This window comes from Micromonospora sp. NPDC049282, from assembly GCF_043197045.1.
Taxonomy (GTDB): domain Bacteria; phylum Actinomycetota; class Actinomycetes; order Mycobacteriales; family Micromonosporaceae; genus Micromonospora.
Genome location: NZ_JBICSL010000003.1, coordinates 485,696 through 509,396 on the forward strand (window position 1 = coordinate 485,696; position 23,701 = coordinate 509,396).

The 23,701-nt window shown below is 73.0% G+C and carries 25 protein-coding genes; 12 read left to right on the forward strand and 13 right to left on the reverse strand.

Annotated elements, in window-relative coordinates:
* The first annotated feature begins 102 nt into the window (after window positions 1–102).
* The 4 genes from ACGFI2_RS08915 to ACGFI2_RS08930 are packed head-to-tail and all read left to right on the forward strand — an operon-like array spanning window position 103 to window position 3,524.
* On the forward strand, window positions 103–735 hold the full coding sequence (locus ACGFI2_RS08915) for an MBL fold metallo-hydrolase (protein WP_393512918.1): 633 nt from the start codon (window positions 103–105) through the stop codon (window positions 733–735).
* Complete coding sequence (locus ACGFI2_RS08920) at window positions 728–1,735, forward strand: hypothetical protein (protein WP_393512921.1); 1,008 nt, start codon at window positions 728–730, stop codon at window positions 1,733–1,735. The genes ACGFI2_RS08915 and ACGFI2_RS08920 overlap by 8 nt, the downstream gene beginning before the upstream one ends.
* 43 nt (window positions 1,736–1,778) lie before the next feature.
* Window positions 1,779–2,519 carry a hypothetical protein gene (locus ACGFI2_RS08925; RefSeq protein WP_393512924.1) on the forward strand — a complete coding sequence of 247 codons (741 nt, stop codon included), beginning with the start codon at window positions 1,779–1,781 and terminating at the stop codon, window positions 2,517–2,519.
* A 42-nt stretch (window positions 2,520–2,561) separates the two neighbouring features.
* Window positions 2,562–3,524 (forward strand): GNAT family N-acetyltransferase, encoded by a 963-nt coding sequence (locus ACGFI2_RS08930; RefSeq protein WP_393512927.1) that lies wholly within the window; start codon window positions 2,562–2,564, stop codon window positions 3,522–3,524.
* Window positions 3,525–3,598: 74 nt separating this feature from the next.
* Here the strand turns inward: ACGFI2_RS08930 and ACGFI2_RS08935 are convergent, their stop codons facing one another.
* A complete protein-coding gene (locus ACGFI2_RS08935) occupies window positions 3,599–4,054 on the reverse strand; it encodes a gamma-glutamylcyclotransferase (RefSeq protein WP_393512930.1) in 456 nt (151 codons plus the stop codon).
* A 106-nt stretch (window positions 4,055–4,160) separates the two neighbouring features.
* Here ACGFI2_RS08935 and ACGFI2_RS08940 point away from each other — a divergent pair, with 106 nt between their 5' ends.
* Window positions 4,161–5,564 (forward strand): NAD(P)H-quinone dehydrogenase, encoded by a 1,404-nt coding sequence (locus ACGFI2_RS08940; RefSeq protein WP_393512932.1) that lies wholly within the window; start codon window positions 4,161–4,163, stop codon window positions 5,562–5,564.
* Here the strand turns inward: ACGFI2_RS08940 and ACGFI2_RS08945 are convergent.
* The 4 genes from ACGFI2_RS08945 to ACGFI2_RS08960 all read right to left on the reverse strand — a co-directional run bounded on the left by ACGFI2_RS08945 (window position 5,498) and on the right by ACGFI2_RS08960 (window position 7,885).
* Window positions 5,498–6,202 carry a DUF998 domain-containing protein gene (locus tag ACGFI2_RS08945; protein WP_393512935.1) on the reverse strand — a complete coding sequence of 235 codons (705 nt, stop codon included), beginning with the start codon at window positions 6,200–6,202 and terminating at the stop codon, window positions 5,498–5,500. The genes ACGFI2_RS08940 and ACGFI2_RS08945 overlap by 67 nt on opposite strands.
* A gap of 97 nt (window positions 6,203–6,299) precedes the next feature.
* The gene (locus ACGFI2_RS08950; protein ID WP_393512938.1) at window positions 6,300–6,632 is read right to left on the reverse strand and encodes a helix-turn-helix domain-containing protein; all 333 of its coding nucleotides are present in this window, start codon (window positions 6,630–6,632) and stop codon (window positions 6,300–6,302) included.
* Window positions 6,629–6,997 (reverse strand): type II toxin-antitoxin system RelE/ParE family toxin, encoded by a 369-nt coding sequence (locus ACGFI2_RS08955; protein ID WP_393512941.1) that lies wholly within the window; start codon window positions 6,995–6,997, stop codon window positions 6,629–6,631. Before ACGFI2_RS08955 ends, ACGFI2_RS08950 begins: the two co-directional genes overlap by 4 nt.
* Before the next feature lie 69 nt (window positions 6,998–7,066).
* Entirely contained in the window at window positions 7,067–7,885 is an 819-nt protein-coding gene (locus ACGFI2_RS08960; protein WP_393512944.1) for a DedA family protein, read from the reverse strand.
* Window positions 7,886–8,153: 268 nt separating this feature from the next.
* On the opposite strand from ACGFI2_RS08960, the gene ACGFI2_RS08965 reads away from it, so the two are divergent.
* Window positions 8,154–8,432, forward strand: coding sequence for an excalibur calcium-binding domain-containing protein (locus ACGFI2_RS08965; RefSeq protein ID WP_393512947.1), 279 nt, complete (start codon window positions 8,154–8,156; stop codon window positions 8,430–8,432).
* Between the two features lie 207 nt (window positions 8,433–8,639).
* A complete protein-coding gene (thrS, locus tag ACGFI2_RS08970) occupies window positions 8,640–9,857 on the forward strand; it encodes a threonine--tRNA ligase (protein ID WP_393512950.1) in 1,218 nt (405 codons plus the stop codon).
* A 73-nt stretch (window positions 9,858–9,930) separates the two neighbouring features.
* Here thrS and ACGFI2_RS08975 read toward each other — a convergent pair whose 3' ends face one another.
* The 5 genes from ACGFI2_RS08975 to ACGFI2_RS08995 form a co-directional block, all read right to left on the reverse strand.
* The gene (locus ACGFI2_RS08975) at window positions 9,931–11,880 is read right to left on the reverse strand and encodes an ABC transporter ATP-binding protein (protein ID WP_393513165.1); all 1,950 of its coding nucleotides are present in this window, start codon (window positions 11,878–11,880) and stop codon (window positions 9,931–9,933) included.
* A gap of 173 nt (window positions 11,881–12,053) precedes the next feature.
* Window positions 12,054–13,787, reverse strand: coding sequence for an ABC transporter ATP-binding protein (locus ACGFI2_RS08980; protein WP_393512954.1), 1,734 nt, complete (start codon window positions 13,785–13,787; stop codon window positions 12,054–12,056).
* A complete protein-coding gene (locus ACGFI2_RS08985; protein ID WP_393513168.1) occupies window positions 13,781–14,302 on the reverse strand; it encodes a MarR family winged helix-turn-helix transcriptional regulator in 522 nt (173 codons plus the stop codon). The genes ACGFI2_RS08980 and ACGFI2_RS08985 overlap by 7 nt, the downstream gene beginning before the upstream one ends.
* 62 nt (window positions 14,303–14,364) lie before the next feature.
* Entirely contained in the window at window positions 14,365–14,571 is a 207-nt protein-coding gene (locus ACGFI2_RS08990) for a hypothetical protein (RefSeq protein WP_393512957.1), read from the reverse strand.
* A gap of 51 nt (window positions 14,572–14,622) precedes the next feature.
* On the reverse strand, window positions 14,623–15,066 hold the full coding sequence (locus ACGFI2_RS08995) for a DoxX family membrane protein (RefSeq protein WP_393512960.1): 444 nt from the start codon (window positions 15,064–15,066) through the stop codon (window positions 14,623–14,625).
* A gap of 86 nt (window positions 15,067–15,152) precedes the next feature.
* Between ACGFI2_RS08995 and ACGFI2_RS09000 the strand changes: the two genes are divergently transcribed.
* Entirely contained in the window at window positions 15,153–15,701 is a 549-nt protein-coding gene (locus ACGFI2_RS09000) for a TetR/AcrR family transcriptional regulator (RefSeq protein ID WP_393512962.1), read from the forward strand.
* A gap of 10 nt (window positions 15,702–15,711) precedes the next feature.
* On the opposite strand, the gene ACGFI2_RS09005 is transcribed toward ACGFI2_RS09000, so the two are convergent.
* Both ACGFI2_RS09005 and ACGFI2_RS09010 read right to left on the reverse strand, forming a co-directional pair.
* The gene (locus ACGFI2_RS09005) at window positions 15,712–17,151 is read right to left on the reverse strand and encodes a GuaB1 family IMP dehydrogenase-related protein (protein ID WP_393512965.1); all 1,440 of its coding nucleotides are present in this window, start codon (window positions 17,149–17,151) and stop codon (window positions 15,712–15,714) included.
* 120 nt (window positions 17,152–17,271) lie between these two features.
* The gene (locus ACGFI2_RS09010) at window positions 17,272–19,026 is read right to left on the reverse strand and encodes an acetyl/propionyl/methylcrotonyl-CoA carboxylase subunit alpha (protein WP_393512968.1); all 1,755 of its coding nucleotides are present in this window, start codon (window positions 19,024–19,026) and stop codon (window positions 17,272–17,274) included.
* Window positions 19,027–19,159: 133 nt separating this feature from the next.
* On the opposite strand from ACGFI2_RS09010, the gene ACGFI2_RS09015 reads away from it, so the two are divergent.
* The 4 genes from ACGFI2_RS09015 (at window position 19,160) to ACGFI2_RS09030 (ending at window position 22,976) form a co-directional block, all read left to right on the forward strand.
* Window positions 19,160–19,744: a PadR family transcriptional regulator gene (locus ACGFI2_RS09015; protein WP_393513171.1), complete on the forward strand. Its 585-nt coding sequence runs from the start codon at window positions 19,160–19,162 to the stop codon at window positions 19,742–19,744.
* A gap of 95 nt (window positions 19,745–19,839) precedes the next feature.
* Window positions 19,840–20,799 carry an ATP-binding cassette domain-containing protein gene (locus tag ACGFI2_RS09020; protein ID WP_393512970.1) on the forward strand — a complete coding sequence of 320 codons (960 nt, stop codon included), beginning with the start codon at window positions 19,840–19,842 and terminating at the stop codon, window positions 20,797–20,799.
* Window positions 20,800–20,816: 17 nt separating this feature from the next.
* The gene (locus ACGFI2_RS09025) at window positions 20,817–21,572 is read left to right on the forward strand and encodes an ABC transporter permease (RefSeq protein WP_393512973.1); all 756 of its coding nucleotides are present in this window, start codon (window positions 20,817–20,819) and stop codon (window positions 21,570–21,572) included.
* Window positions 21,573–21,686: 114 nt separating this feature from the next.
* A complete protein-coding gene (locus tag ACGFI2_RS09030) occupies window positions 21,687–22,976 on the forward strand; it encodes an MFS transporter (RefSeq protein ID WP_393512976.1) in 1,290 nt (429 codons plus the stop codon).
* Between the two features lie 66 nt (window positions 22,977–23,042).
* On the opposite strand, the gene ACGFI2_RS09035 is transcribed toward ACGFI2_RS09030, so the two are convergent.
* Window positions 23,043–23,696 carry an O-methyltransferase gene (locus tag ACGFI2_RS09035; RefSeq protein WP_393512979.1) on the reverse strand — a complete coding sequence of 218 codons (654 nt, stop codon included), beginning with the start codon at window positions 23,694–23,696 and terminating at the stop codon, window positions 23,043–23,045.
* Window positions 23,697–23,701: the final 5 nt, after the last annotated feature.

The following is a 23,701-nucleotide window of genomic DNA, read 5'->3' on the forward strand; positions in this document are numbered from 1 at the left end:
GGCCCCGCGAGCCGGGACCGATACCTCGGACGCGACGCGTTGTCGCGCCGGTTCCGGCAGACTGCGCTGAGGACGTCACGATTCGATAATCGAGGAGTCACGATGCAGCTCACCAAATACGCGCACTCCTGCCTCCGGGTGGAGCACGACGGGGGCGTGCTGGTCGTCGACCCCGGTGTCTTCAGTGCCGCGTCCGAGGCGCTGGACGGGGCGGACGCGGTGCTGATCACCCACGAGCATCCGGACCACGTGGACGTCCCGGCGCTGACCGCCGCGCTGGCGCGACGGCCGGTGCCGGTGCACGGCCCGGCCTCGCTCGCCGCGGTGCTCGGCGACGCCGCCGAGGCGCTCGTCGCGGTCGCGCCGGGGGAGTCGTTCACCGCCGCCGGGGTGCCGGTGCGGGCGTACGGGGGCCAGCACGCCGTCATCCACCCGGACCTCGCGGTGATCCAGAACCTGGGTTACCTCCTCGACGACGTGGTCTACCACCCGGGCGACGCGCTGTTCGTCCCCGACGACGTCCGGGTCGACACGCTGTTCGCCCCGATCCACGCGCCCTGGTCGAAGTTCTCCGAGGTGCTCGACTTCATCCGCGCGGTCGCGCCGCGGCGGGCGTACGCGCTGCACGACGGGCTGCTCAACGCCAACGGCTTCGGCGTGCTGGACCGGCAGTACACCGCGATGTCCAACACCGACTACCGCCGTCTGGAGCCGGGCACCCGGATCGATGCCTGACGTCCCCGTCGAGGTGGTCCGGCGGCTCTACGGCACGCCGCCGGACAGGTTCGTCGCGGCCCGGGACGCCGCCGTCGCGCAGGCGCGCGAGGCCGGCGATCCGCGTACCGCCCGGGAGATCGGCCGGCTGCGGCGGCCCACCGTCGCGGCCTGGCTGGTCAACCTGCTCGCGATCCGGCGACCCGAACTGGTCGCCGACCTGACCCAGCTCGCCGAGTCGCTCCGCGCCGCGCAACGCGACCTGCGTGGCGGCAAGCTCCGGGAACTCTCCGCGCAGCGCCGCGCCGTCGTGGGCGCGCTCGTCGCCGAGGTACGCCGGCTGGCCGCCGCCGAGCCCGCCGCGCCGCCGGCCGGGAAGCTGCCGCTGGGCGAGGTGGAGGCGACGCTCAACGCCGCGCTCTCCGACACCGAGGTGGCCGAGCAGGTACGCGCCGGCCGGCTGCTGCGCGCCAGCCACTACGCCGGGTTCGGTGAGGTGCCCCGCCCCCAGTTGCGGCTGGTGACCGGCGGCGAGGAGGAAACCCCGGCGACCGGGCGGGCGGGTAAGTCCGGCGTACCGGACCGGGCGGGTAAATCCGGCGTACCGGGCCGGGCGGGTAAGTCCGGCGTACCGGACCGGGCGGCCGAGCGGGCGGACGCGCGCCGGGCCCGCGACGAGCGGGCGGCGCGGGCCGAGCGGGCCGGACGGCGGCGGGCCGCGACGCGCGAGCTGGCGAAGGCCCAAGCGGACCTGGACCGGGCCGAGAAGGAGCTGGCCGGGGCGGACACGGCCGAGCGGGACGGCGCCGCCACGCTGGACCGGATCGAGACCGACCTGGCCGAGCTGGAACGCCGCCGGGCCGTGGCCGAGCAGGAGCTGAGCCGGGTCCGACTGGCCCGTCGGGGCGCGGAACGGGCGGTCACCGCCGCCCGCCGGCGGGCCGGTGAGGTCGAGGCCGTGTTGGAGGCGCTCGACGCCGAAGAGGGGGATGCCGAGGCCGGTGACGAACGGGCAGACTGAGCGCGATGAACGGCCACGGTGGACGGACGGCGGTGGGTCGCCGATGACCCCGGAGCAGATCGCCGCCGCCTGCAAACCGCTGGTGCTGGAGCTCGGGGAGGCGTTCTCCCGCTGCCCGTCGACACTGCGCCGGGCCCGGCTGCTCGGCATCTCCGGGTGGGCCTTCTACATCACCGGCCGGGCCGGCGCGCTCGGTGACGTCCGCGCCGAGACGGTGGCGTCGGCGCTCGGCTTCATCGCCCCGGAGGCGGTCGCGGACGGCTGGGACGCCGCGGCGCGCGCGGTGCCGCCGCTGGAGGTGGCCGCCGCCAACCTGGCCGAGTGCTGCCGGTGGGGCACGTCCCGGCTGGGCGACGCGCCCGACGTGTCCCGGCTGGCCGGGCTGCTCGGCCGGGCCGTCGATGCGGCGGACGGCAGCGCCATGCCGCTCTTCGCCGCCTGGCGGGCCATGCCGATGCCCGACCCGTCCGCCGGCGCCCGCGCCGCCGTCGGCCTGCTGCTGCTGCGCGAGCACTTCGCCGGGGCCTACCTGCTGGCCGTACGGGCCTCCGGGTTGACGCCGCTGGAGGCGGTGCTGGCCGGGCCGGAGGGGGAGGCGGGCGCCGCCGCCTGCGGCTGGGTGCCGCCCTACCCGCCGGTCGGGCCGCTGGTGCGGCGCCGGATCTGGGCCGAGGCGGTGACCGACCGGCTGGTGTCCCCGGCGTTCCACGCGCTCGGCCCGGCCGGCGGCGCCGAGCTGGTCGACCTGCTCACCGCCGCGCGGCTGCACGCCCGGCGCGGATAAATGGGAGGCGCCACGGGTGGTCCGGCTGCCAGGATCTGCCGCGTGACGCTCCCCGCCGGTTGGACGGCCCGCCGCCCCACCCTCGACGACGTCCCCGCGATCCTGGCGGTGGTGCACGCCGCCGACACGTTCGCCATCGGCCACCCGGACTTCGACGCCGAGGACGTACGGGACGCGCTCACCGCGCCCTTCGTCGACCCGGCCCGGGACTCCTGGCTGGTCACCGACCCGGACCAGACGGTGGTGGCCTGGACGATCCTGAACAACCCGACCGGGGTGGGCCGGGAGTGGGTGGACGTGCTCGTCGACCCCGACCGCGGCGTCGAGCTGCGCGCGCCGCTGCTGGCCCGGCTGCTCGACCGGGTCGCCGAGCGCGCCGCCGAGCGGGGCGTGCCCGCGCTGACCGCCCGCGCCGGGGTGTACGCGCCGGAGACCCGCTGGGCGGGCGAGCTGGTGGCGGCCGGGTTCACCCGGGTCAAGCGCTACCTCCGGATGAGCCGCTCGCTGGCCGACCTGCCGGCCGAGCCGGCCCCACCGGCCGGGGTGACGGTCCGGCCGCTGCGCCCCGACGACGAGGAAGACCTGCGGCTGTTCCACCTGATCTACGACACCGCGTTCCGGGACACGCTCGATCACGAGCCGCTCGACTTCGACCGCTGGCGGGAGTTGCTTCCCTCCTACGGCAAGGTGTGGGACGAGTGGTTCGTGGCCGAGGTCGACGGCGAGCCGGCCGGCGCCCTGCAGTCCTCCGACCAGGCGGTGGAGCAGGGCGCGGGCTGGGTCCGGACGCTCTCCGTGTTGCCGGGCCATCGCCGGCGCGGAGTGGGTGCGGCGCTGCTGCGCCGGGCCTTCGCGGTCTACGCGGCAAAGGGCCGTGCCCGCGCCGGGCTGGGCGTGGACCTGGCCAACCCGACCGCGCCGGTCACCCTCTACCGCTCGGTCGGGCTGGTGGAGGAGCACTGGGCCGACGTGTACGAGCGGAGCGTGCCCGCCGCGCAGGTGTGACCCGGCACCCCAACCCCGGGGTCGCCGGGCGGGCCGGCGGCCGACCGGCGCACACTGTCGGGGTGGGAGACGCGCTACGCGGACGCCGTGCCGGTGGGGCGGGACCGCAGCTCGGTGACGTAGTCGTCCGGCGCGCCCGCCTTCTCCGCCGCGTTCGCGATCTCCGACAGGTACCACGACGTCGGCAGGCCACCCTCGTACCCGTCGAAGACGTAGACCCACGCGGTCACGTCCCCGTCAAGCGCCGAGACGCGGACGGTCAGCCGGCGGTACGTCCCGGCGGTCACGCCCTCGATCTCGTCGAGCTGGGCGGCGTCGTACGGGTGGATGTCGTAGAGCGCCACGAAGACCCGGTCGCCCGGGGCCTCGACCACGGTGCTGACCGAGCCCTCCCAGCCGATGACGTCCTCGCCGGCGAAGGTGAGTCGCCACCCCTCCAGCCAGCCGGTGCCCACCATCGGCGAATGCGGGCAGTAGGCGCGCATGCGAGCGGGGTCCAGGTTTGAGCCGTAAGCGGCGTAGAGACGCACGGCGACGACGATAGCCCGGTCGGCGGGTGGGGGAGAATACGACGGTGCGTGTCGGACGCGACGGGGAGAAGAAAGTCACTGTGAGCACTGACGAGGGGCAGAAGCTGTGAGCCAGATCGTGATCATCGGCGGCGGGCCGGCCGGGTACGAGGCGGCGCTGGTCGCCGCCCAACTGGACGCCGAGGTCACCGTGGTCGAGGCGGACGGCGCCGGCGGCGCGTGCGTGCTCTCCGACTGCGTACCCTCGAAGACCTTCATCGCCAGCTCGGAGGTGATGACCGGCTACCGGGACACCGAGGAGTTCGGGATCCACTCGGACGGCCTGGAGGCTGTCACGGTCGACGCCCGGGCGGTCCACGAGCGGGTCAAGCGCCTCGCGCTGGCCCAGTCCGCCGACATCCACACCAAGCTGGTCAAGGCCGGGGTGGAGTTCGTCGCCGGCGCCGCGCGGCTCGGCGAGGACACGCTCGGTCACACCCACCAGGTGATCGTCACACCGGCGGACGGCTCGCCCGCGTACCCGATCGGGGCCTCCACCGTGCTGGTGGCCACCGGCGCGACCCCGCGCCAACTCCCCACCGCCGTGCCCGACGGCGAGCGCATCCTGACCTGGCGTCAGGTCTACGACCTGACCGAGCTGCCCGAGCACCTGATCGTGGTCGGCTCCGGCGTCACCGGCGCCGAGTTCGCCAGCGCCTACCTGGCCATGGGCGTGCAGGTGACGCTGGTCTCCAGCCGGGACCGGGTGATGCCGCACGAGGACGCCGACGCCGCCATGGCGATCGAGCGGGTGTTCCGCAACCGGGGCATGAGCATCCTCAACAACTCCCGGGCCGAGGCGGTGCGCCGGGTCGGCGACGGCGTCGAGGTGGTGCTCTCCGACGGGCGTCAGGTCTCCGGCTCGCACGCGCTGATCGCGGTCGGCTCGATCCCGAACACCGCCGACCTGGGCCTGGCGGAATACGGCGTCGAGCTGGCCCGGGGCGGCTACGTGACGGTCGACCGGGTGTCCCGGACCAACGTGCCGGGCGTCTACGCGGCCGGCGACTGCACCGGGGTGCTGCCGCTGGCCAGCGTCGCGGCCATGCAGGGCCGGATCGCGATGTGGCACACGCTGGGCGAGGCGGTCCGGCCGCTGCGGCTGCGTACCGTCGCGGCGAACGTCTTCACCGATCCGGAGCTGGCCACGGTCGGCGTCTCGCAGGACGAGGTGGACGCCGGTAAGACCCCGGCCCGCCAGGTGATGCTGCCGCTGTCCGGCAACGCCCGGGCGAAGATGGACGACCTGGCCGACGGCTTCGTCAAGCTGTTCTGCCGGCCGGCCAGCGGCCAGGTGATCGGCGGCGTGGTGGTGGCGCCGAAGGCCAGCGAGCTGATCCTGCCGATCACCATGGCGGTGGAGAACAACCTCACCGTCAACGAGCTGGCCCACACCATCACCATCTACCCGAGCCTGTCCGGCTCGATCACCGAGGCCGCCCGCCAGCTCATGCTGCACGAGCTGGAGTGACCCGGCGGGTCAATGCCGTCGACGTCATCCACGGCCCGGACCGGGATGTCGACCACGGCGGCCCTCGCCAGGTGGAGGGCGACGGTGGCCAGGAGGGCGGTCTCGGTGAGGATGAGCAGGCGCTCGGTCAGGCCGATCATGGCGCGGTCGCCGGGATAGGCGGACCAGATCATCGCGGCGGCCAGCAGCAGGCTGGTCACGGTCAGGGCACGCAGCCGCCGGGCCGGCCGGCCACCGGGCCGGCGGGCAAGCAGCCAGCCGGCGAGCGGCAGGGCGAGGAACGACAGCACCGAGGCGTACCGGTGCACGTAGGCCGCGGCGTCCATGGGCAGGCCCGGCTCGTTCGTGGGCACCACCGCGGCCGCCAGCAGCCCGGCCGACCAGGCCGCCAGCAGCGCGATCGACGCGCGGTCCGCGCCGGCCCGGCGCAGCGCCGGCAGGAGTACGGCGGTGGCCGCCGCGAGGACCGCCATCGCGGTGTCGATGACGCCGCCCCGTTCGGAGACGGCGAAGTCGCTGACGGTCAGCGACAGGGGATTCAGGTCGTCGTTCACCTCGAGGTGACCGATCACGGCGAGCACCGCCGCCAGGGCGATCCCGCCGAGGGCCAGCAGGCCGCTGCTCCGGGTTCCAGGCATGTGCCCAGCCTGTCGCCGGAGCCGCCCCAGACGGATCCGGGACCACCACCCACTTCGATCCCCGGGGTCGCCCCTAGCGGGGCGTCGATGGAACGCTTCAGGCCACGTCGAGCCGAATGTTCCCGATCCGGGCGACGACGTCGAGGTGACCACCCAGCCCGGTGACGTAGGCGCGCAGTATCTCCAGGTTGACGCTCTCTCCGCGCTCGATCTGGCTGATCCGGGCCTGCGACAGGGCCGCCGCTTCCGCCAACTGGGCCTGTGTCATGCCCAGCTGCTTACGGATTTCCGCCAACTGCGCGCCGCTGACCGCGGCCAGCATCTGCTCCCTGAGCCGGCCGCGTCGGGCCACCCGATCGGCTTCGTCCCAGGAGGGGTCGACCTCCCGAGCCTTCGCCTTGACGTCGCGCCAGTTCGCCCAATCGGTCATGTCCGGTCTTCCTTCGAGTTGATCAAGTGTTCCTGGAACCGCTCGTCCGCCAGCGGGATGACGATCCGGTACCAACTCTGCCACTGCCCCGACTTGTCCCCGGCCACCAGAAACACGGCTTCGCGGAAGGGGTCGAACGCAAAGATCATGCGAACCTCCGAGGAACCACTCGATCCTGGTCGCAACTCCTTCATGTGGTGATAGGCGCTGCCCTTGAGTCGATCGACCAATGGCCGGCCAAGGGCCGGGCCGTGCACTGCCAGTAGGTCGAGCGCCTCTTCGACGAGTTCGGCGGTGCGTGGATCGCCTTTGCACAGGTCGAGGAACCAGGCTTCGACCTCAGGATGCAGTCTGATCTCCCACACCCGACAAATATAAGTAAACCTTATGCGATGCGGGTTGCGGCACTCCGATGTTCTCGGAAATCCCGCGACTCAGTCGACCGGAGTGTCGGCCCGGTCCGACTCCTCGCCGCCGGGCCGCGCGCCGTCCACCGCGGCCAGCATCTGCTTGCGGAGTTGCCGGCGGCGGGCCACCCGCTCGGGATCGTTCCAGGTGGGGTCGAGCCGCTGGGCATTCGCCCGGACGTCCCTCCAGTTGGTTCCACTGTTCATGATTGGTTCTCCTTCGATGGGGTCAGGTGTTCCTGGCGTCGCTGGGGACGGCTGGCCCTGGCGGGCGCTGATCCAGGTCATCGCCCAGCCGGCCGCCGCGAACCCGCCCGCGGCCACGCCGCCGATCAACAGCAGCTGCCACGCCGACCGGGTGAGCGCCGCGCCGCCCAGGTGGCCGACCAGCGTGCCGTAGCCGGCCCAGCCGATCGCAGCCACCGCCTCGTAGGCCAGGAAGAGGCGGTACGGGTAGCGGCTGCGGCCGGCCGAGAAGCACGCCGCCATCCGGCCGCCGGGCACGAACCGGCAGAGCAGGATCACCAGCGGTCCGGGTTCGCGCAGCCGGCGGGTGGCCAGGGCGACCGCACGCCGGGCCCGTCCCGGCGTCGCGTGCCGGGCCGCCCGGCGGGCCGGCGTGGTGCGGCCGAGCAGATAGCAGGCCAGGTCGCCGACGAAGACGCCGGTCGCGCCGACCGCGATGGTGAGCGGCAGGCTGAGCCCTCCGTAGACGGTCAGCGCACCGCTGGTGATCATCACGACCTGGGTCGGCACCACCGGCACGAAGGCGTCCGCGACCAGCAGGATCAACAGCAGCGTGTACGCCCACACCGGCGACGTGACGTGGGCGATGAGGTCAGCCACGACCGCCTCCTCGCCGGAGTTTCCCGGTCGGCCGGACCGAGCGGGGCGGCGGATCCGTGCTCAGCGGCGTACCGTTGACGGGACGCGGCACCGAAGCCGTCGGGTCCCCCGTTCCCGACGCCCGGGCCGCCGCGGGTCGTCGGCAGGTCCCGTGCCGGCGACCCGCACCCCCTCTCCGCTGTCGGGCCTGCGACAGCACGCCTCCCTGGTTCCGCTTCCCGGATACGATCTTGGGCCCTAGCGGCAATCCCCCACAGGAGGCTCCTCGATGGTTTCCACCCTGCTCCGGGGTGTACTCGCCCTGACTCTGGCGGTCGGCGGCGGCACGCTCGCCGTGGCCGGTCCGGCGGAGGCGGCGGCGAAGAAATACAAGAACTGCACCGCGCTGAACAAGACCTACAAGCACGGCGTCGGCAAGAAGGGCGCGAAGGACAAGGTGCGGGGCAGCACCAAGCCGGTCACCAACTTCACGGTCTCCAACACCGTCTACGCCAAGAACACCCACCTGGACCGGGACAAGGACGGCGTCGCCTGCGAAAAGCGCTGACCCGCCGGTCGGAAATGCGGTCGCGCCGGCCGGTCGGTCGGCCCTACCATCGGCGCATGCGCAGCGCGGAGATGACCACGACGCCGGGAGTTCCCGGCGCGCCGCACTGACGTTTCCGTCGACGAGGCCCCGGGGCGATCCGCTCCGGGGCCTCGCGGCGTTCCGGGACCGCTCGCCTCCGGGTCGTACCCGATCAAGGAGAGCGACATGATCGACCACCGTAGGCTCGGCCGGGACCTGGAGCTGTTCGTCTCCGACCCGCTCGCGGGCGCCGGACTGCCGATCTGGCTGCCGGCCGGCGCCGCCGCCCGGCACGCCGTCGAGGAGTACGTCCGGGAACTGGAGCGCCGGGCCGGCTACCGGCACGTCTACTCGCCGCCGCTGGGCAAACGGGAGCTGTTCGAGCGCTCCGGGCATCTCGGCTACTTCGCCGACGACATGTTCCCGCCGATGCGGCTGAGCGCCGACGACGAGTTCGTGCTCCGGCCGGCGCTCTGCCCGCACCACGCGTTGGTGTTCGCCGCGCGCGGCCGGTCCTACCGGGAACTGCCGCTGCGGGTCGCCGAGCTGGGCGGGATGTATCGGGCGGAGCGTTCCGGCGTGCTCGGCGGGCTCTCCCGGGTACGCGCCATCTCGCTGAACGACGCGCACAACTTCTGTGCGCTGGAGCAGGTCGGCGACGAGGTCCGGGAGATCCTGCGGCTGATCGGCGAGGCGCACGCCGCGCTCGGCGTCCGACCGGCCGGGTTCCGGCTGTCGTTGCGCGGGCCGGGGCAGCGGTACGTCGGCGACGACGCCGGCTGGGCGCGGGCCGAGGACCTGCTCCGCGCCGCCCTCGACGGGGTGGACGCCGTCGAGGCGCCCGGTGAGGCCGCGTTCTACGGCCCGAAGATCGACGTGCAGATCGTGGACGCGGCGGGCCGGGAGTCGACCATCTCCACCGTGCAGCTCGACTTCGACAAGCCCGAGCGGTTCGACCTGTCGTACACCGGCCCGGACGGCGGCCGGAAGCGGCCGGTGATGGTGCACCGGAGCCTGGTGGGCAGCATGGAGCGGCTGTTCGCCTACCTGATCGAGGTGCACGAGGGCGCCTTCCCGGCCTGGTACGCCCCGGTGCAGTTGCTGCTGCTCCCGACCGACGACGCGCAGGTCGACGCGGCCCGGCGGCTCTGCCGGGAGGCGGAGGCGGCCGGCCTGCGGGCCGAGGTCGACCCCGGTGGCTCGCTGGGCGCCCGGATCCGCGACGCGGCCCGCCGTCGCATCCCGTACGTCGGGGTGCTGGGCGCCCGGGAGGCGGCCGACGGTTCGGTCTCGCTGCGCCTGCGCGACGGGCGTGGCCTCGACCCGATGCCCCGGGCGGACGCGTTGCGCCTCATCGGCGCGGTGGTCGTGAGCCGGTCGGCCGACCTGCTTCCGCCGACCTGACCCGGCTCCGCCGCCCGGGTGACTCACGGTCACCCGGGCGGCGCCCGGTGTCGGGGCGGTCGCGGGATCCACGTCAGTTCCCGACCGGCGTGCCGGTGGGCCGGATCCCGGCCGGCGGGCCCGCCGGAGCCGGCACCTCGTCGGCGATCACCGCGCCGGTGAACTGCGCCCGGTAGAGCCGGGCGTAGGCGCCGTCGGCGGCGACGAGCTGGTCGTGCGTGCCCTGCTCGACGATCCGACCCCGCTCCATCATCAGGATCAGGTCGGCGTCCCGGATGGTGGAGAGCCGGTGCGCGATGACGAAGCTGGTCCGGTCGGTGCGCAGCGCCGCCATGGCGCGCTGGAGCAGCACCTCGGTCCGGGTGTCCACCGAGCTGGTCGCCTCGTCCAGGATCAGCAGCGACGGCTCGGCCAGGAACGCCCGGGCGATCGTGATGAGCTGCTTCTCACCGGCGCTGACGTTGCTGCCCTCCTCGTCGATCACGGTGTCGTAGCCGTCGGGCAGGCTGCGCACGAACCGGTCCACGAAGGTCGCCCGGGCGGCGGCCAGGATCTCCTCCTCGGTGGCGTCCGGCCGCCCGTAGGCGATGTTGTCCCGGATGGTGCCGCCGAAGAGCCAGGTGTCCTGCAACACCATGCCGATCCGGCCGCGCAGGTCGTCCCGGCGCATCGTGCTGACGTCCACCCCGTCCAGGGTGATCCGTCCGGCGTCCAGCTCGTAGAACCGCATGACCAGGTTGACCAGCGTGGTCTTGCCGGCGCCGGTGGGGCCGACGATGGCCACCGTGTGCCCGGGCTCGGCGACCAGGGAGAGGTCGTCGATCAGCGGCGTGTCCGGGTCGTACCGGAAGGAGACGCGCTCGAACTCGACCCGACCGTGCGGGTCGGCGATCCGGGCCGGCTCGGTCGGGTCGGCGCTCTGCTCGTCGGCGTCGAGCACCGCGAACACCCGCTCGGCCGAGGCCACCCCGGACTGCAGCAGGTTGGCCATCGACGCGACCTGGGTCAACGGTTGGGTGAACTGCCGCGAGTACTGGATGAACGCCTGCACGTCGCCGAGGCTCATCGCGCCGGACGCCACCCGCAGGCCGCCGACCACCGCGATGGCGACGTAGCTGAGGTTTCCGATGAAGAACATCGCCGGCATGATGATCCCGGAGACGAACTGGGCGCCGAAGCTGGCTTCGAACAGCTCCTCGTTCTTGGTGCGGAAGGCGGCCTCGACCTCCTTCTGCCGGCCGAACACCTTGACCAGCTCGTGCCCGGTGTAGGCCTCCTCGATCTGCGCGTTCAGCTCGCCGGTGTGCGTCCACTGGGCGATGAACTTCCGCTGCGACCGCTTGGCGATCTGGCCGGTGACGATCACCGACAGCGGGATCGCGACCAGGGCCACCGACGCCAGCAGCGGCGAGATCCAGAACATCATCCCGAGTACGCCGACGACCGTGAGCAGCGAGGTGAGCAACTGGCTCAGCGTCTGCTGGAGCGTCTGCGAGATGTTGTCGATGTCGTTGGTGACCCGGCTCAGCAGCTCGCCGCGGGGCTGCTTGTCGAAGTAGGGCAGCGGTAGCCGGTTGAGCTTGTCCTCCACGTCGGCGCGCAGGCGCAGCACGGTGCCCTGCACCACCCCGTTGAGCACCCAGCCCTGCGCCCACATCAGGACGCTGGCGACGACGTAGAGCGCGACCGCGAACGCCAGCACCCGGCCCAGCCGGGTGAAGTCGATGCCCACGCCGGGCACCACGTCCATCCGGGCCAGCATGTCGGCGAAGTTGCCGTTGCCCGCCGCCCGGGCCGCGGCAACCGCCGCCTCGGTGCTGGTGCCGGCCGGCAGTTGCCGGCCGATCACCCCGTTGAAGATCAGGTCGGTGGCGTGACCGAGCACCTTCGGCCCGACCACACTCAGGCCGACGCTGGCCAGCGCCAGCGCCAGCACGCCGGTGAGCTGGACGCGGTGCGGTCGCAGCCGCCCCAGCAACCGGCGGGCGGACGGCCCGAACCGCATCGCCTTCTCGGCCGGCATGCCCATGCTCATGTGCGGCGGGCCGCCCGGTCGCCGCCCGGCCGGGGGCAGCCGCTTCGGCTCGGCCTTCTGCTGCGGTACGGCGGCCGTGCCGCTTCCTTGCGCGCTCAGGCCGTGCCGGCCGGGCATGCCCTCACGGCCCTCACGGCCCTCGCTGCGCTCGGTGCGTTCGCTCATGCCGTCACCCCCGCCGTCTGCTGGGACGCCACGATCTCGGCGTACGTCGGGCAGTTCTCCAGCAGTTCCTCGTGCCGTCCCATCCCGACGACACCCCCGTCCTCGAGCACGATGATCTGGTCGGCGCCGACGATCGTGGAGACCCGTTGGGCCACGATCACCACCGCCGCGTCCGCGGTGACCGGCTTGAGGGCGGCCCGCAGCCGGGCGTCCGTGCCGAGGTCGAGCGCGGAGAAGGAGTCGTCGAAGAGATAGATCTCCGGCTTGCGTACCAGCGCGCGGGCGATGGCCAGGCGTTGCCGCTGGCCGCCCGAGACGTTGGTGCCGCCCTGCGCGATCGGCGCGTCCAGGCCGTCGGCCATCTCGGTCACGAAGTCGCGCGCCTGGGCGATCTCCAGGGCCGCCCACAGGTCCGCGTCGGTGGCCTCCGGGTTGCCGTAGCGCAGGTTGCTCGCCACCGTGCCGCTGAACAGGTACGGCCGTTGCGGCACCAGCCCGATCCGCCGCCACAGCTCGTCCGGGGCCAGCTCCCGCACGTCCACACCGTCGACCAGGACCGCGCCGGCGGTCGGGTCGACCAGCCGGGGGATCAGCGTCAGCAGCGTGGTCTTGCCGGCGCCGGTGGAACCGATGATCGCCGTGGTCCGGCCCGGGTGGGCCCGGAAGGAGATGTCGTGCAGCACCGGCGCGGTGGCGCCGGGATACTGGAAGCCGGCGCCGCGCAGCTCCAGCTCGCCACGGCCGGCGACCTCGGTCACCGGTGCGGGCGCCGGCACCACCGACGACTCGGTGTCCAGCACCTCCTCGATGCGCTCGGCGCAGACCGCGGCGCGGGGCACCATCATCAGCATGAAGGTGGCCATCATGACCGCCATCAGGATCTGCATCAGGTACGCCAGGAACGCGGTCAGCGCGCCGATCTGGATCTGACCGGAGTCGACCCGGCCCGCGCCGAACCAGAGCACCGCGACGCTGGAGACATTGAGCACCAGCATCACGATCGGGAAGATCAGCGCCTGGAGCCGGCCGATGCGCAGCGCGGTGGCGGTCAGGTCGGTGTTGGCCGCCCGGAAGCGGTCGGTCTCGTACGGCTCGCGGACGAAGGCCCGGACCACCCGGATGCCGGTGATCTGCTCGCGCAGCACCCGGTTGACCGTGTCGATCCGGGTCTGCATGAGCCGGAAGCCCGGCACCATCCGGCGGATGATCAGGCCCAGCGCGACGGCCAGCACCGGCACGCAGATCAGCATCAGCCAGGAGAGCCCGACGTCCTCGCGCAGCGCCATCACCACGCCGCCGACGCTCATGATCGGTGCGGCCACCAGCATGGTGCAGCTCAGCAGCACCAGCATCTGCACCTGCTGGACGTCGTTGGTGTTGCGGGTGATCAGCGACGGGGCGCCGAACCGGGCGACCTCGCGGGCGGAGAAGCGGTTGACGTGCCCGAAGATGGCGCTCCGGACGTCCCGGCCGAAGCCCATCGCGGTCTTCGCGCCGAGGTAGACGGCGGCGATCGAGCAGGCGATCTGGAGCAGGCTGACCACCAGCATCCACCCGCCCGTACGCAGGATCTGGTCGGTGTCGCCGCGGGCGACGCCGCGGTCGATGATGTCGGCGTTCAGGCTGGGCAGGTAGAGCGAGGCCATCGTGCCGACGAACTGGAACGCCACCACGGCGGCCAGTAGTCGTCGGTACGGGCGTAGGTGTGTGCGGAGCAGGCGGATCAGCACGGATGTCTCCCCGTTGGCGACTCGGTGTCGGACTCGCTGTGCCGGTTCAACCGACGGAGGTCCCCGTCGGACATGCCGGTGATGATTTCGGTCAGGAATTCGCGGATGACGGCACGCTTGGCCGGGTCGACGTCGACCGAGGTCAGCGGCCGGTCGCTATGGATCATGTCGATGATCGCGCGGGCGTGTTCCTGGCCCTTGTCGGTGAGCGTGAGCTGGACCGCGCGCCGGTCCTCGGGGCTCCGTCGGCGGATGACGAAACCGTCACGTTCCAGGGTGTCGACGATGCCGGTGAGGGTGGCCGGCCGGACGAAGCACAGCTCCGCCATCTCGCGGTGGGTGACGTCGCCGGAGCGCAGCAGGATCATCAGCACGCGCATGCCGGCGGAGGTGAGGCCGTGGTGCTCGGCCAGGTAGCGCCCCCAGTGCTGCTCCACGATGTGGCCGGCGATGGAGACGAGCCGGCCGAGCGGCGCGTGTTGCAGCGCGTCGGGGAAGCGGACGAGCGGTCCCATGTTCACGGGCGCTAGATTAGCGCCCGAACCATCAGGTCCCAAACTAATTTCTGAGAATCACCTCAGCCGCCGTCGGCGCCGGTGCGCCGGGCCGGTTTCGGCTCGTCCGGGGCGGTCGCCATGTAGTCGCGCATCACGTCCGCGACCTCGCGCAGGAACGCCGCGGTGGCCTCGGCCTGCTCGGGCGTGAGCCGGGCGACGGCCCGGTCGACGCCGACCAGCAACGGGCGCAGCGCCTCCAGCACCTCGCCGACCGCGTGCCCGGTCACCCGTCGGCCGGGGCGGAACCGGCCCGGGTCTGACTCGGGAGGTCGGCGCGGTCAGCCGCCGAGGGCGGTCGCGAGCGCGGCCGCGACGAAGGCGACCTGGAGGGCCGTCCGGGTGGCCAGCGGCGTCACCGGCCGGCCGGCGAGCGTCAGCCGCCGGCGGGCTGCCGAGACGTTGGCCGGGAACATGGCCAGCATCAGCAGCGCCAGTCCGGCCGCCGCCCAGCGCGCGGTGACCGGTGCGAGCAGGGCGAGCGCGCCGACGATCTCCAGTACGCCGGTGAGGGTGACCAGCAGGTCGGGCCGGGGCAGCGTCGGCGGGACCATCGCGACCAGGTTCGCCCGCCGGGACGTGAAGTGGGCGGTGCCGGTGAGCAGGAACATCAGTGCCAGGCCGACGCGGAGGGCGGGATGCCAGCCGTCGAGGGCGTCCAGGCCGAGCAGGCCGGCGATGCGCGCCACGGCGGTGCCGGTGAGCAGTGCGATCAGGGGTGCCATGGGTCGTCCCTCCAGCGGAGCAATCTTGTCGTTGACAAGATTGACTCGTCGAGTGCCATCTTGTCAACGACAAGATAGGGTGGGGTATGACCTCCTCCCGCTCCTACCACCACGGGGACCTGCGCCGCGCGCTGCTGACCGCAGCGGTGGACGCGATCGCCGACGCCGGGCCGGCCGCGCTGAGCCTGCGCGACCTGGCCCGCCGGGCGGGCGTCTCGCATGCGGCGCCCGCACACCACTTCGGCGACAAGGCGGGCCTGCTCACCGCGCTCGCCACGGAGGGCTTCGACCTGCTCGGCGCCGCGCTGCGGGCCGCCGGCGACGACTTCCGGGAGGCCGGCGTCGCGTACGTCGTCTTCGCGGTGCGGCACCGCGCGCACTTCGAGGTGATGTTCCGCCCGGACCTCTACCGGGCGGACGACCCTGCCCTGGTGGCGGCCCGGCAGCGGACCGGGGAGCTGCTGCGCGGCGGCGTGGCCCGGCACACCGGCCGGGAGCCGGACCTGGACGCTCTGGCGGCCTGGTCGATCGCGCACGGCTTCGCCGAGCTGTGGCTGGCCGGCGCCCTGCCCGACCGGGTCGGCGTCGACCCCGAGCCGGCCGCCCGCACGGTGGTCGGCCGGCTCTTCTCCTGACGCGGCCCGGTCACCAGCTCGTCGGCAGCGGCATGCCCTCGGTGTAGCCGGCGGTGCTCTGCACCCCGACCAGCGCCCGCTCGTGGAACTCCTCCAGGCTGCGTGCGCCCGCGTAGGTGAACGCGCTGCGCACCCCGGAGACGATCTCGTCGATCAGGTCCTCGACGCCCGGCCGGTTCGGGTCGAGATACATCCGGGCCGAGGAGATGCCCTCCTCGAAGATCGCCTTCCGGGCCCGGTCGAACATGCTGTCCTCGGCGGTGCGCGCGCTGACCGCCCGGGACGAGGCCATGCCGAAGCTCTCCTTGTAGCGCCGGCCGTCGGCGTCGGTGTAGAGGTCGCCGGGGGACTCGTAGGTGCCGGCGAACCAGGAACCGACCATCACGTTCGAGGCGCCTGCGGCCAGCGCCAGCGCCACGTCCCGCGGGTGGCGTACGCCGCCGTCGGCCCAGACGTGCCGGCCCAGCGAGCGGGCCGCCGCCGCGCAGTCGAGCACCGCGGAGAACTGCGGACGCCCCACCCCGGTCATCATCCGGGTGGTGCACATGGCGCCCGGCCCGACGCCCACCTTCACGATGTCGGCGCCCGCCTCGACCAGATCGCGTACCCCGTCCGCGGTGACCACGTTGCCGGCCGCCACCGGGACGCCCGGGTCGAGCTTGCGGACCGCCCGCAGCGCCTGCATCATCCGCTCCTGGTGCCCGTGCGCGGTGTCCACGACCAGCGTGTCCACCCCGGCCTCCAGCAGCGCCGCGGCCTTGCCGGTGACGTCGCCGTTGATGCCCACCGCCGCCGCGACGCGCAGCCGGCCCCGGTCGTCCACCGCCGGCGTGTAGAGCGTCGCGCGCAGCGCGCCCGCGCGGGTCAGCACGCCGACCAGGCGACCGCCGTCGTCCACCACCGGCGCGAGCCGCCGCCGGCCCGCCGACAGTCGCTCGAATCCGGTACGCGGGTCCGCGTCCGCCGGCACCGTGTGCAGCTCGGCGGACATCACGTGCCGGAGCTGGGCGAAACGGTCCACCCCCACGGTGTCCGCCTCGGTCACCACGCCCACCGGCCGGCCATCCTCGTCAACCACGATCACCGCGCCGTGCGCGCGCTTCGGGAGCAGGTGGATGGCGTCGCCGACGGTGTCGGTCGGGCCCAGCGTGATCGCCGTGTCGTGCACCAGGTGTCGCTGCTTGACCCAGCCGACGACGTTCGCGACGACCTCGATCGGGATGTCCTGCGGGATCACCGCGACGGCGCCGCGCCGGGCGACGGTCTCGGCCATCCGCCGGCCGGCGACGGCGGTCATGTTCGCCACCACCAGGGGAACCGTGGTGCCGGTGCCGTCGCCGGAGGACAGGTCGACGTCGAGCCGGGAGCCCACCTCCGAACGGTTGGGCGCCATGAAGACGTCGTTGTAGGTCAGGTCGTGCGCGGGGACCGCGCCATGAAGGAACCGCACCCGGCCATCATTCCTGCTCCCCGCGCTCCCCGCCGCCGCTGGTGGCCCAGACCACCCGTCGCGCGAGGTGTGAAGAAGGGGCCCCGCCTCTGCCGGAGGCGTTAAAGAGGGGGCCCTTCCTCAACCCTCGATGGTGCAGATGGGGGCGCCTGCGGTGATGACGGCGCCCACCTCGGCGGCCAGCCCGCTCACCGTGCCGGCCTTGTGCGCGTGCAGCGGCTGCTCCATCTTCATCGCCTCCAGCACCACCACCAGGTCACCCTCGGCGACCGCGTCACCGTCGACCACGGCGATCTTCACGATGGTGCCCTGCATGGGGGAGGCGAGCGTGTCCCCGCCGACCGCGCCGCCGGCCTTGCCCGCGCCGCCACGGCGGGCGGGCTTCCGTGCGGCGGGCGCGGCGGTCGCCGTACCCGCGCCGAGGCCGGCGGGGAGGACGACCTCGAGCCGCTTGCCGGCCACCTCGACCACGACGGTCTCGCGCTCGGCCGGGCCCTCGGCGGTGCCGGCGGCGGCGGTGAAGGCCGGGACGGTGTTGTCCCACCCGGTCTCGATCCACCGGGTGTGCACGGTGAACGGCTCGGTGGTGAACGCCTCGTCGCGGACCACCAGGCGGTGGAAGGGCAGCGCGGTGGCCATGCCCTCGACCACCATCTCGTCGAGCGCGCGGCGGGCCCGCTCCAACGCCTCGGTACGCGTCTCACCGACGATGATCACCTTGGCCAGCAGCGAGTCGAAGTTGCCGCCGATCACGTCGCCGGCCGAGATGCCGGTGTCCACCCGGACGCCGGGGCCGGTGGGCAGCCGCAGCTCGGTGACGGTGCCCGGGGCGGGCAGGAAGTTCCGGCCGGGGTCCTCGCCGTTGATGCGGAACTCGATGGCGTGCCCGCGCGGCGTCGGGTCCTCGGTGATGCGCAGCTTCTCGCCGTCGGCGATGCGGAACTGCTCGCGGACCAGGTCGATGCCGGCGGTCTCCTCGGTGACCGGGTGCTCGACCTGGAGCCGCGTGTTGACCTCCAGGAAGGAGATGGTGCCGTCCGCGCCGACCAGGTATTCCACCGTGCCGGCGCCGTGGTAGCCGGCCTCCCGGCAGATCGCCTTGGCGCTGTCGTGGATCTGGGCGCGCTGGGCGGCGGTGAGGAACGGCGCGGGCGCCTCCTCGACCAGCTTCTGGTGCCGGCGCTGGAGCGAGCAGTCCCGGGTGCCGACGACGATCACGTTGCCGTGCTGGTCCGCCAGCACCTGCGCCTCGACGTGGCGGGGCTGGTCCAGGTAGCGCTCGACGAAGCACTCGCCCCGGCCGAACGCGGCGACCGCCTCGCGGGTGGCCGACTCGAACAGGTGCGGGATCTCCTCCATGGTGCGGGCCACCTTGAGGCCGCGCCCGCCGCCGCCGAAGGCCGCCTTGATGGCGACCGGAAGGCCGTGCTCGGCGGCGAACGCGGTCACCTCGTCGGCGTCGGCCACCGGGTCCGGCGTGCCGGGGACCAGCGGAGCGCCGGCGCGCTGCGCGATGTGCCGGGCGGTCACCTTGTCACCCAGGTCGCGGATCGCCTGCGGGGTGGGGCCGATCCAGGTCAGGCCCGCGTCGATGACGGCCTGGGCGAAGTCGGCGTTCTCGGAGAGGAAGCCGTAGCCGGGGTGCACGGCGTCCGCGCCGGCCCGGGCGGCCACGTCGATCAGCTTGTCGATGCGCAGGTAGCTGTCGGCCGCGGTGTCGCCGCCGAGGGCGTACGCCTCGTCGGCGAGGGTGGCGTGCAGGGCGTCCCGGTCGGAGTCCGCGTAGACGGCGACGCTGGCCAACCCGGCGTCACGGCAGGCGCGGATGACGCGGACGGCGATCTCGCCGCGGTTGGCGATGAGAACCTTGCGCACCTTGGGGGCTCCTCCCGGGAGGTCGATGCCGGGAGTGTATCGGCCGGGTTGCTGGCCCTAACGATCGCTCAGTGTGGGATGCCGCACTGTAGTCAAACTTGGTTATTACGCTTGTCCCGTGTCGGCGACGCGGATGATGATTCTGGGCCTGGTCAGGTGGATGCAGCCGGTGCACGGCTACGACGTGCGCCGCGAGTTGCTGAGTTGGAGCGCGGACAAGTGGGCCAACGTGCAGCCCGGTTCGATCTACCACGCGCTGCGCAAGCTCACCGACGAGGGGCTGCTGCGTACGGTTTCGGTCGAGCAGGTGGGGGCGCGTCCGGCCCGGACCACGTACGAGGTGACGGCGAAGGGCGAGGACGAGTTCGAGACGTTGCTGCGGGCGCAGTGGTGGCAGATCCACGAGTCGCCGGACCCGTTCGCGGTGGCGTTCTCGTTCCTGCCGGCGATGCCCCGCGACGAGGCCGCGGCGGCGCTGCGCAACCGGGCGAACCTGCTGCGCGCCGGCGTCGAGTCGATGCGCGCGTCGTTGGACTCCGACTGGGTACGCACCCGCAAGCCGGTGCACGTGGGCTGGATGTTCGAGCTGTGGCTGGCCCGGGCGGAGGCCGAGACGGCCTGGTGCGAGCGGATCGCGCACCGGATCGAGTCCGGGGTGTCGTACCTGCCCGCTGGGATGGAGCCGGGGGAGGGCTGGCCCGACGGTGACACGAAATAATCAACGTTGACCACAAGAGCTATATCGCGTTAGCCTCGACGCGAACCGCTGACCGGTGGCCGGGGCAACTCCGGCCCGGACGACCAGGAGCAGAGATGATCGAGACCAGGGGGCTGCGGAAGTCGTTCCGCTCCCGCGCGGGTCGCGAGACGAAGACCGTGGACGCGGTGCGCGGCGTCAACCTCGACGTCGCCGCGGGGGAGATCTTCGGCTTCCTCGGGCCCAACGGCGCCGGCAAGACCACCACCCTGCGGATGCTCGCCACCCTCATCGAGCCGGACGGCGGCGAGGCCACCATCGCGGGCGCCGACCTGCGGGGGGACCCGGCCGGGGTGCGCCGCCGGATCGGCTACGTGCCCCAGGGCGGCAGCACCTGGGACGAGTCCAGCGCCCGCGAGGAGCTGGTGCTCCAGGCCCGCCTCTACGGCATCTCCAAGGCCGACGCCAATCGGCGCGCCACCCGCGCGCTGGACGCCTTCCAGCTCAGCGACTACGCCGACCGCAAGTGCAAGACCTACTCCGGCGGCCAGCGCCGGCGGGTCGAGATCGCGCTCGGCATCATCCACGAGCCGAAGATCGTCTTCCTGGACGAGCCGACCACCGGCCTCGACCCGCAGAGCCGCGCGCACATGTGGGACGAGATCCGCCGGCTGCGCACCGAGGGGATGACCGTCTTCATCACCACGCACTACCTGGACGAGGCCGACGCGCTCTGCGACCGGATCGCGATCATGGATCACGGCGAGGTGGTCGCGGAGGGCACCCCGACCGAGCTGAAGCGCGAGATCTCCGGCGAGGTGGTGATCGTCGGCCTGGACACCGCGACGACCCCGCGCGCCGCCGAGCTGCTCGACACCGAGGCGTACGTGAGCAAGCTGGAAACCGTCGACGAGGGCGGGCTGCGCCTCTACGTCGACGAGGGCGCCGTCGCCATCCCGCAGGTGCTGCGCCGCCTCGACCACGCCGGGCTGGAGCTGCGCTCGATCGAGCTGCACCGCCCCAGCCTCGACGACGTCTTCCTCACCAAGACCGGCCGCTCGCTGCGCGAGTCCTGACCCCCGGAGAAGCTGTCATGAAACTCGCCCGCGACACCTGGTTGATCTTCCAGCGCCAGGCGCAGCTGCTGCTGCGCAACCCGGTCTGGGTCTTCGTCGGCGTCTTCCAGCCGGTGATGTACCTGCTGCTCTTCGCCCCGCTGCTCAAGCCGGCACTGAACGCGCCGACCCAGGCCGCCGCCTACAAGATCTTCGTGCCCGGCCTGCTGGTGCTGCTGGCCATCTTCGGCGGCCTGTTCCAGGGCTTCGGCCTGATCGCCGAGCTGCGCGCCGGCGTGATCGAACGCTCCCGGGTCACCCCGGTCAGCCGGCTCGCCCTGCTGCTCGGCCGCTCCCTGCGCGACGTGGTCTCGCTGATCTCGCAGGCCGTCATCATCACCGTGCTCGCGCTCCTGTTCGACCTGCGCGTCTTCATCGGCTACCTGCTCCTGGCCTACCTGATGCTCGCCCTCATCGCGCTGATGACCTCGGCCGTCTCGTACGGCGTCGCCCTCAAGGTCAAGAGCGAGGACGCGCTCGCCCCGCTGATGAACACCGTCGCCCAGCCGGTGCTGCTGCTCTCCGGCATCCTGCTGCCGCTCACCTTCGCGCCCGGCTGGTTGCAGGGCGTGGCCAAGTGGAACCCGTTCTCCTGGGCGGTCGACGGCACCCGCGCCCTCTTCGACGGCGACCTGGGCAACGACAACGTCTGGCAGGGGCTCGGCATCATCGCCGTGCTCGCCGTCGCCGGTGTCGTCTGGGCCGCCCGCCAGTTCGCCCGCAGCGTCAGATGAAAGGCGGGGCCCCCTGTTAACGCATCCGGTAGAGGAGGGGGCCCCTCCTAACACCACGAGAGCTGCCTCTCACTCCTGGCGGGGTGCCGGTCACGCGCGCGTAGCGTCGGGCCGGTGCCTCGCCTCACCCGTGACCGGACCACCTGGCTGACCTACGCTCAGCTGGGCCTCTGGGGCTTCTTCCTCTACGGGTTCGGCCCCGTCGTACCGCTGCTCCGCGACGAGCAGGGCACCAGCGCCGCGGTGGCCGGCCTGCACAGCACCGGCATCGCGGTCGGCGCCCTGGCCGGCGGCGCGCTCTTCGCCCCGGTCGCCCGCCGCTTCGGCCGCGGCCCGGCCGTCTGGCTCGGCCTGGCCGGCGTCGCCGCCGGCGTCACCGCGCTCGGCCTGCTCCGCCCGCTGCCCGCCACCATCGCCGCCGTCGCGGTCGTCGCCACCTTCGGCATGATGGTGATCAGCGGCGTCAACGTGGTGCTCACCGCCCGGCACGGCCCCGCCGCCCCCGCCGCGCTCACCGAGGCCAACGCCGCCTGCGCCGGCATGGGCATCCTGGCGCCGCTGACCATCGGCGCCACCGTCGACGCCGGCCTCGGCTGGCGGCCCGTGATGGCCGTCGAGGTCGGGCTGATCACGCTGGTCGCGCTCGCCGCCATGACCTTGCGGGTACGCCTGCCGAAGGGCGCTCCCGCTGCCGCGGCTGCCGCCCTCCCCGCCGGGGTCCCGGCTGCCGTACCCGTCCCCGTAGCCGCCGGCCCGGCCGTCGCGCCGGTCGCCGCCACTGCCGGCGGTTTCCGTTCGAGCGGAACGGAGACTGTCCCAGCTCTCGAACCCGGCGCACGGGCGGGCTCGGGGCGGCTGCCCCGGGCGTACTGGATCGCCTGGGTGTTGATGTCGGTCACCGGCTCGATCGAGGTCTGCCTGTCGCTGTGGACCGCCGACGTGCTCCGGACGCACGCCGGACTGAGCGCCGGCGGGGCGTCGGCGGCCGTGGCGGCGATCGTCTGCGGCATGTTCGCCGGGCGGCTCGCCGGCGGCCGGGCCGCGCTGCGCTGGCCACCGGTGCCGCTGCTGCTCGGCGCGCTCACCGTCTCACTCGCCGGGTTCACGCTGTTCTGGGCGAGCACGGTCGGCTGGCTCGCGGTCACCGGTCTGGTCGTGCTCGGCCTGGGCAACGCGCTGCACTACCCCCTGGCGATCTCCATCGCGCTCGCGGTGGCCGGTCGGGCCGCCGATCGGGCGGCGGGCTGGTCGTCGTACTCGATGGCTGTTGGTTTCGGGATCGCGCCGGTCGCGCTCGGCCGGGTGGCCGACGGCGTCGGACCGCATCTGGCCTTCCTGCTGCTGCCCGCGTTCATCGCGGTGGCGGTGCTGCTGACCGTGCGGCTGGGGCGAGCGCTCGCCTGATCGACACCACCTCGGCGAGGTGGCGGTATCCGACCGCCTCGGACCCCGCCACCTCGGCGAACTGGTTCAGCGGACCCGGGCGAGCGTGACCCCGTCGGCGATCGGCAGCATGACGGCCTCGACCCGGACGTCCGCGACGACCTCGTCGTTGAAGGCGGCGATGGCCCGGTCGTCCGCGTTGCGCGGGGCGAGTACCCGGCCGGCGCGGAGCGTGTTGTCCACCGCGATGACCCCGCCGGGGCGCATGCGCGGCACCAACTCGTCCCAGTAGACCGGGTAACCGACCTTGTCCGCGTCGATGAACGCGAAGTCGAGGTAGCGCTCGTTGGGCAGCTCACGCAGCGTCTCCGTGGCCGGCCCGATACGCAGCTCGATCCGGTCCTGGACGCCCGCCCGGGCCCAGTAGCGTCGGGCCACGCCGGTGTACTCCTCGGAGATGTCGAAGCAGGTCAGCCGGCCGCCCTCGGCCAGCCCGCGGGCGATCGCCAGCGAGGACAGGCCGGTGAACGTGCCCACCTCCACCGCCTGCCGCACGCCGAGCAGCCGGGTCAGGAAGGTCAGGAACGCCGCCTGCTCCGGCGCGACCTGCATGTCGGCCTCGGCCGGCAGGGCCGACCGGGTCTCCTCGGCCAACTCCCGGACGACCTCGTCCGGGGCGGACCCGTGGGCCACCAGGTAGGCGTGCAGTTCCGGGGTCAGCGGCAACGGCTTCGTGGTCATGCCCG

Excerpts from the sequence above, each read along its gene's own strand:
- ACGFI2_RS08915 (WP_393512918.1), top strand. The coding sequence starts at position 103 with ATGCAGCTCACCAAATACGCGCACTCCTGCCTCCGGGTGGAGCACGAC.
- ACGFI2_RS08920 (WP_393512921.1), top strand. The coding sequence starts at position 728 with ATGCCTGACGTCCCCGTCGAGGTGGTCCGGCGGCTCTACGGCACGCCG.
- ACGFI2_RS08925 (WP_393512924.1), top strand. The coding sequence starts at position 1,779 with ATGACCCCGGAGCAGATCGCCGCCGCCTGCAAACCGCTGGTGCTGGAG.
- ACGFI2_RS08945 (WP_393512935.1), bottom strand. The coding sequence starts at position 6,202 with ATGCCTGGAACCCGGAGCAGCGGCCTGCTGGCCCTCGGCGGGATCGCC.
- ACGFI2_RS08950 (WP_393512938.1), bottom strand. The coding sequence starts at position 6,632 with ATGACCGATTGGGCGAACTGGCGCGACGTCAAGGCGAAGGCTCGGGAG.
- ACGFI2_RS08965 (WP_393512947.1), top strand. The coding sequence starts at position 8,154 with ATGGTTTCCACCCTGCTCCGGGGTGTACTCGCCCTGACTCTGGCGGTC.
- thrS (WP_393512950.1), top strand. The coding sequence starts at position 8,640 with ATGATCGACCACCGTAGGCTCGGCCGGGACCTGGAGCTGTTCGTCTCC.
- ACGFI2_RS08975 (WP_393513165.1), bottom strand. The coding sequence starts at position 11,880 with ATGCCGGCCGAGAAGGCGATGCGGTTCGGGCCGTCCGCCCGCCGGTTG.
- ACGFI2_RS08985 (WP_393513168.1), bottom strand. The coding sequence starts at position 14,302 with ATGGGACCGCTCGTCCGCTTCCCCGACGCGCTGCAACACGCGCCGCTC.
- ACGFI2_RS08995 (WP_393512960.1), bottom strand. The coding sequence starts at position 15,066 with ATGGCACCCCTGATCGCACTGCTCACCGGCACCGCCGTGGCGCGCATC.
- ACGFI2_RS09000 (WP_393512962.1), top strand. The coding sequence starts at position 15,153 with ATGACCTCCTCCCGCTCCTACCACCACGGGGACCTGCGCCGCGCGCTG.
- ACGFI2_RS09015 (WP_393513171.1), top strand. The coding sequence starts at position 19,160 with ATGATGATTCTGGGCCTGGTCAGGTGGATGCAGCCGGTGCACGGCTAC.
- ACGFI2_RS09020 (WP_393512970.1), top strand. The coding sequence starts at position 19,840 with ATGATCGAGACCAGGGGGCTGCGGAAGTCGTTCCGCTCCCGCGCGGGT.
- ACGFI2_RS09025 (WP_393512973.1), top strand. The coding sequence starts at position 20,817 with ATGAAACTCGCCCGCGACACCTGGTTGATCTTCCAGCGCCAGGCGCAG.
- ACGFI2_RS09035 (WP_393512979.1), bottom strand. The coding sequence starts at position 23,696 with ATGACCACGAAGCCGTTGCCGCTGACCCCGGAACTGCACGCCTACCTG.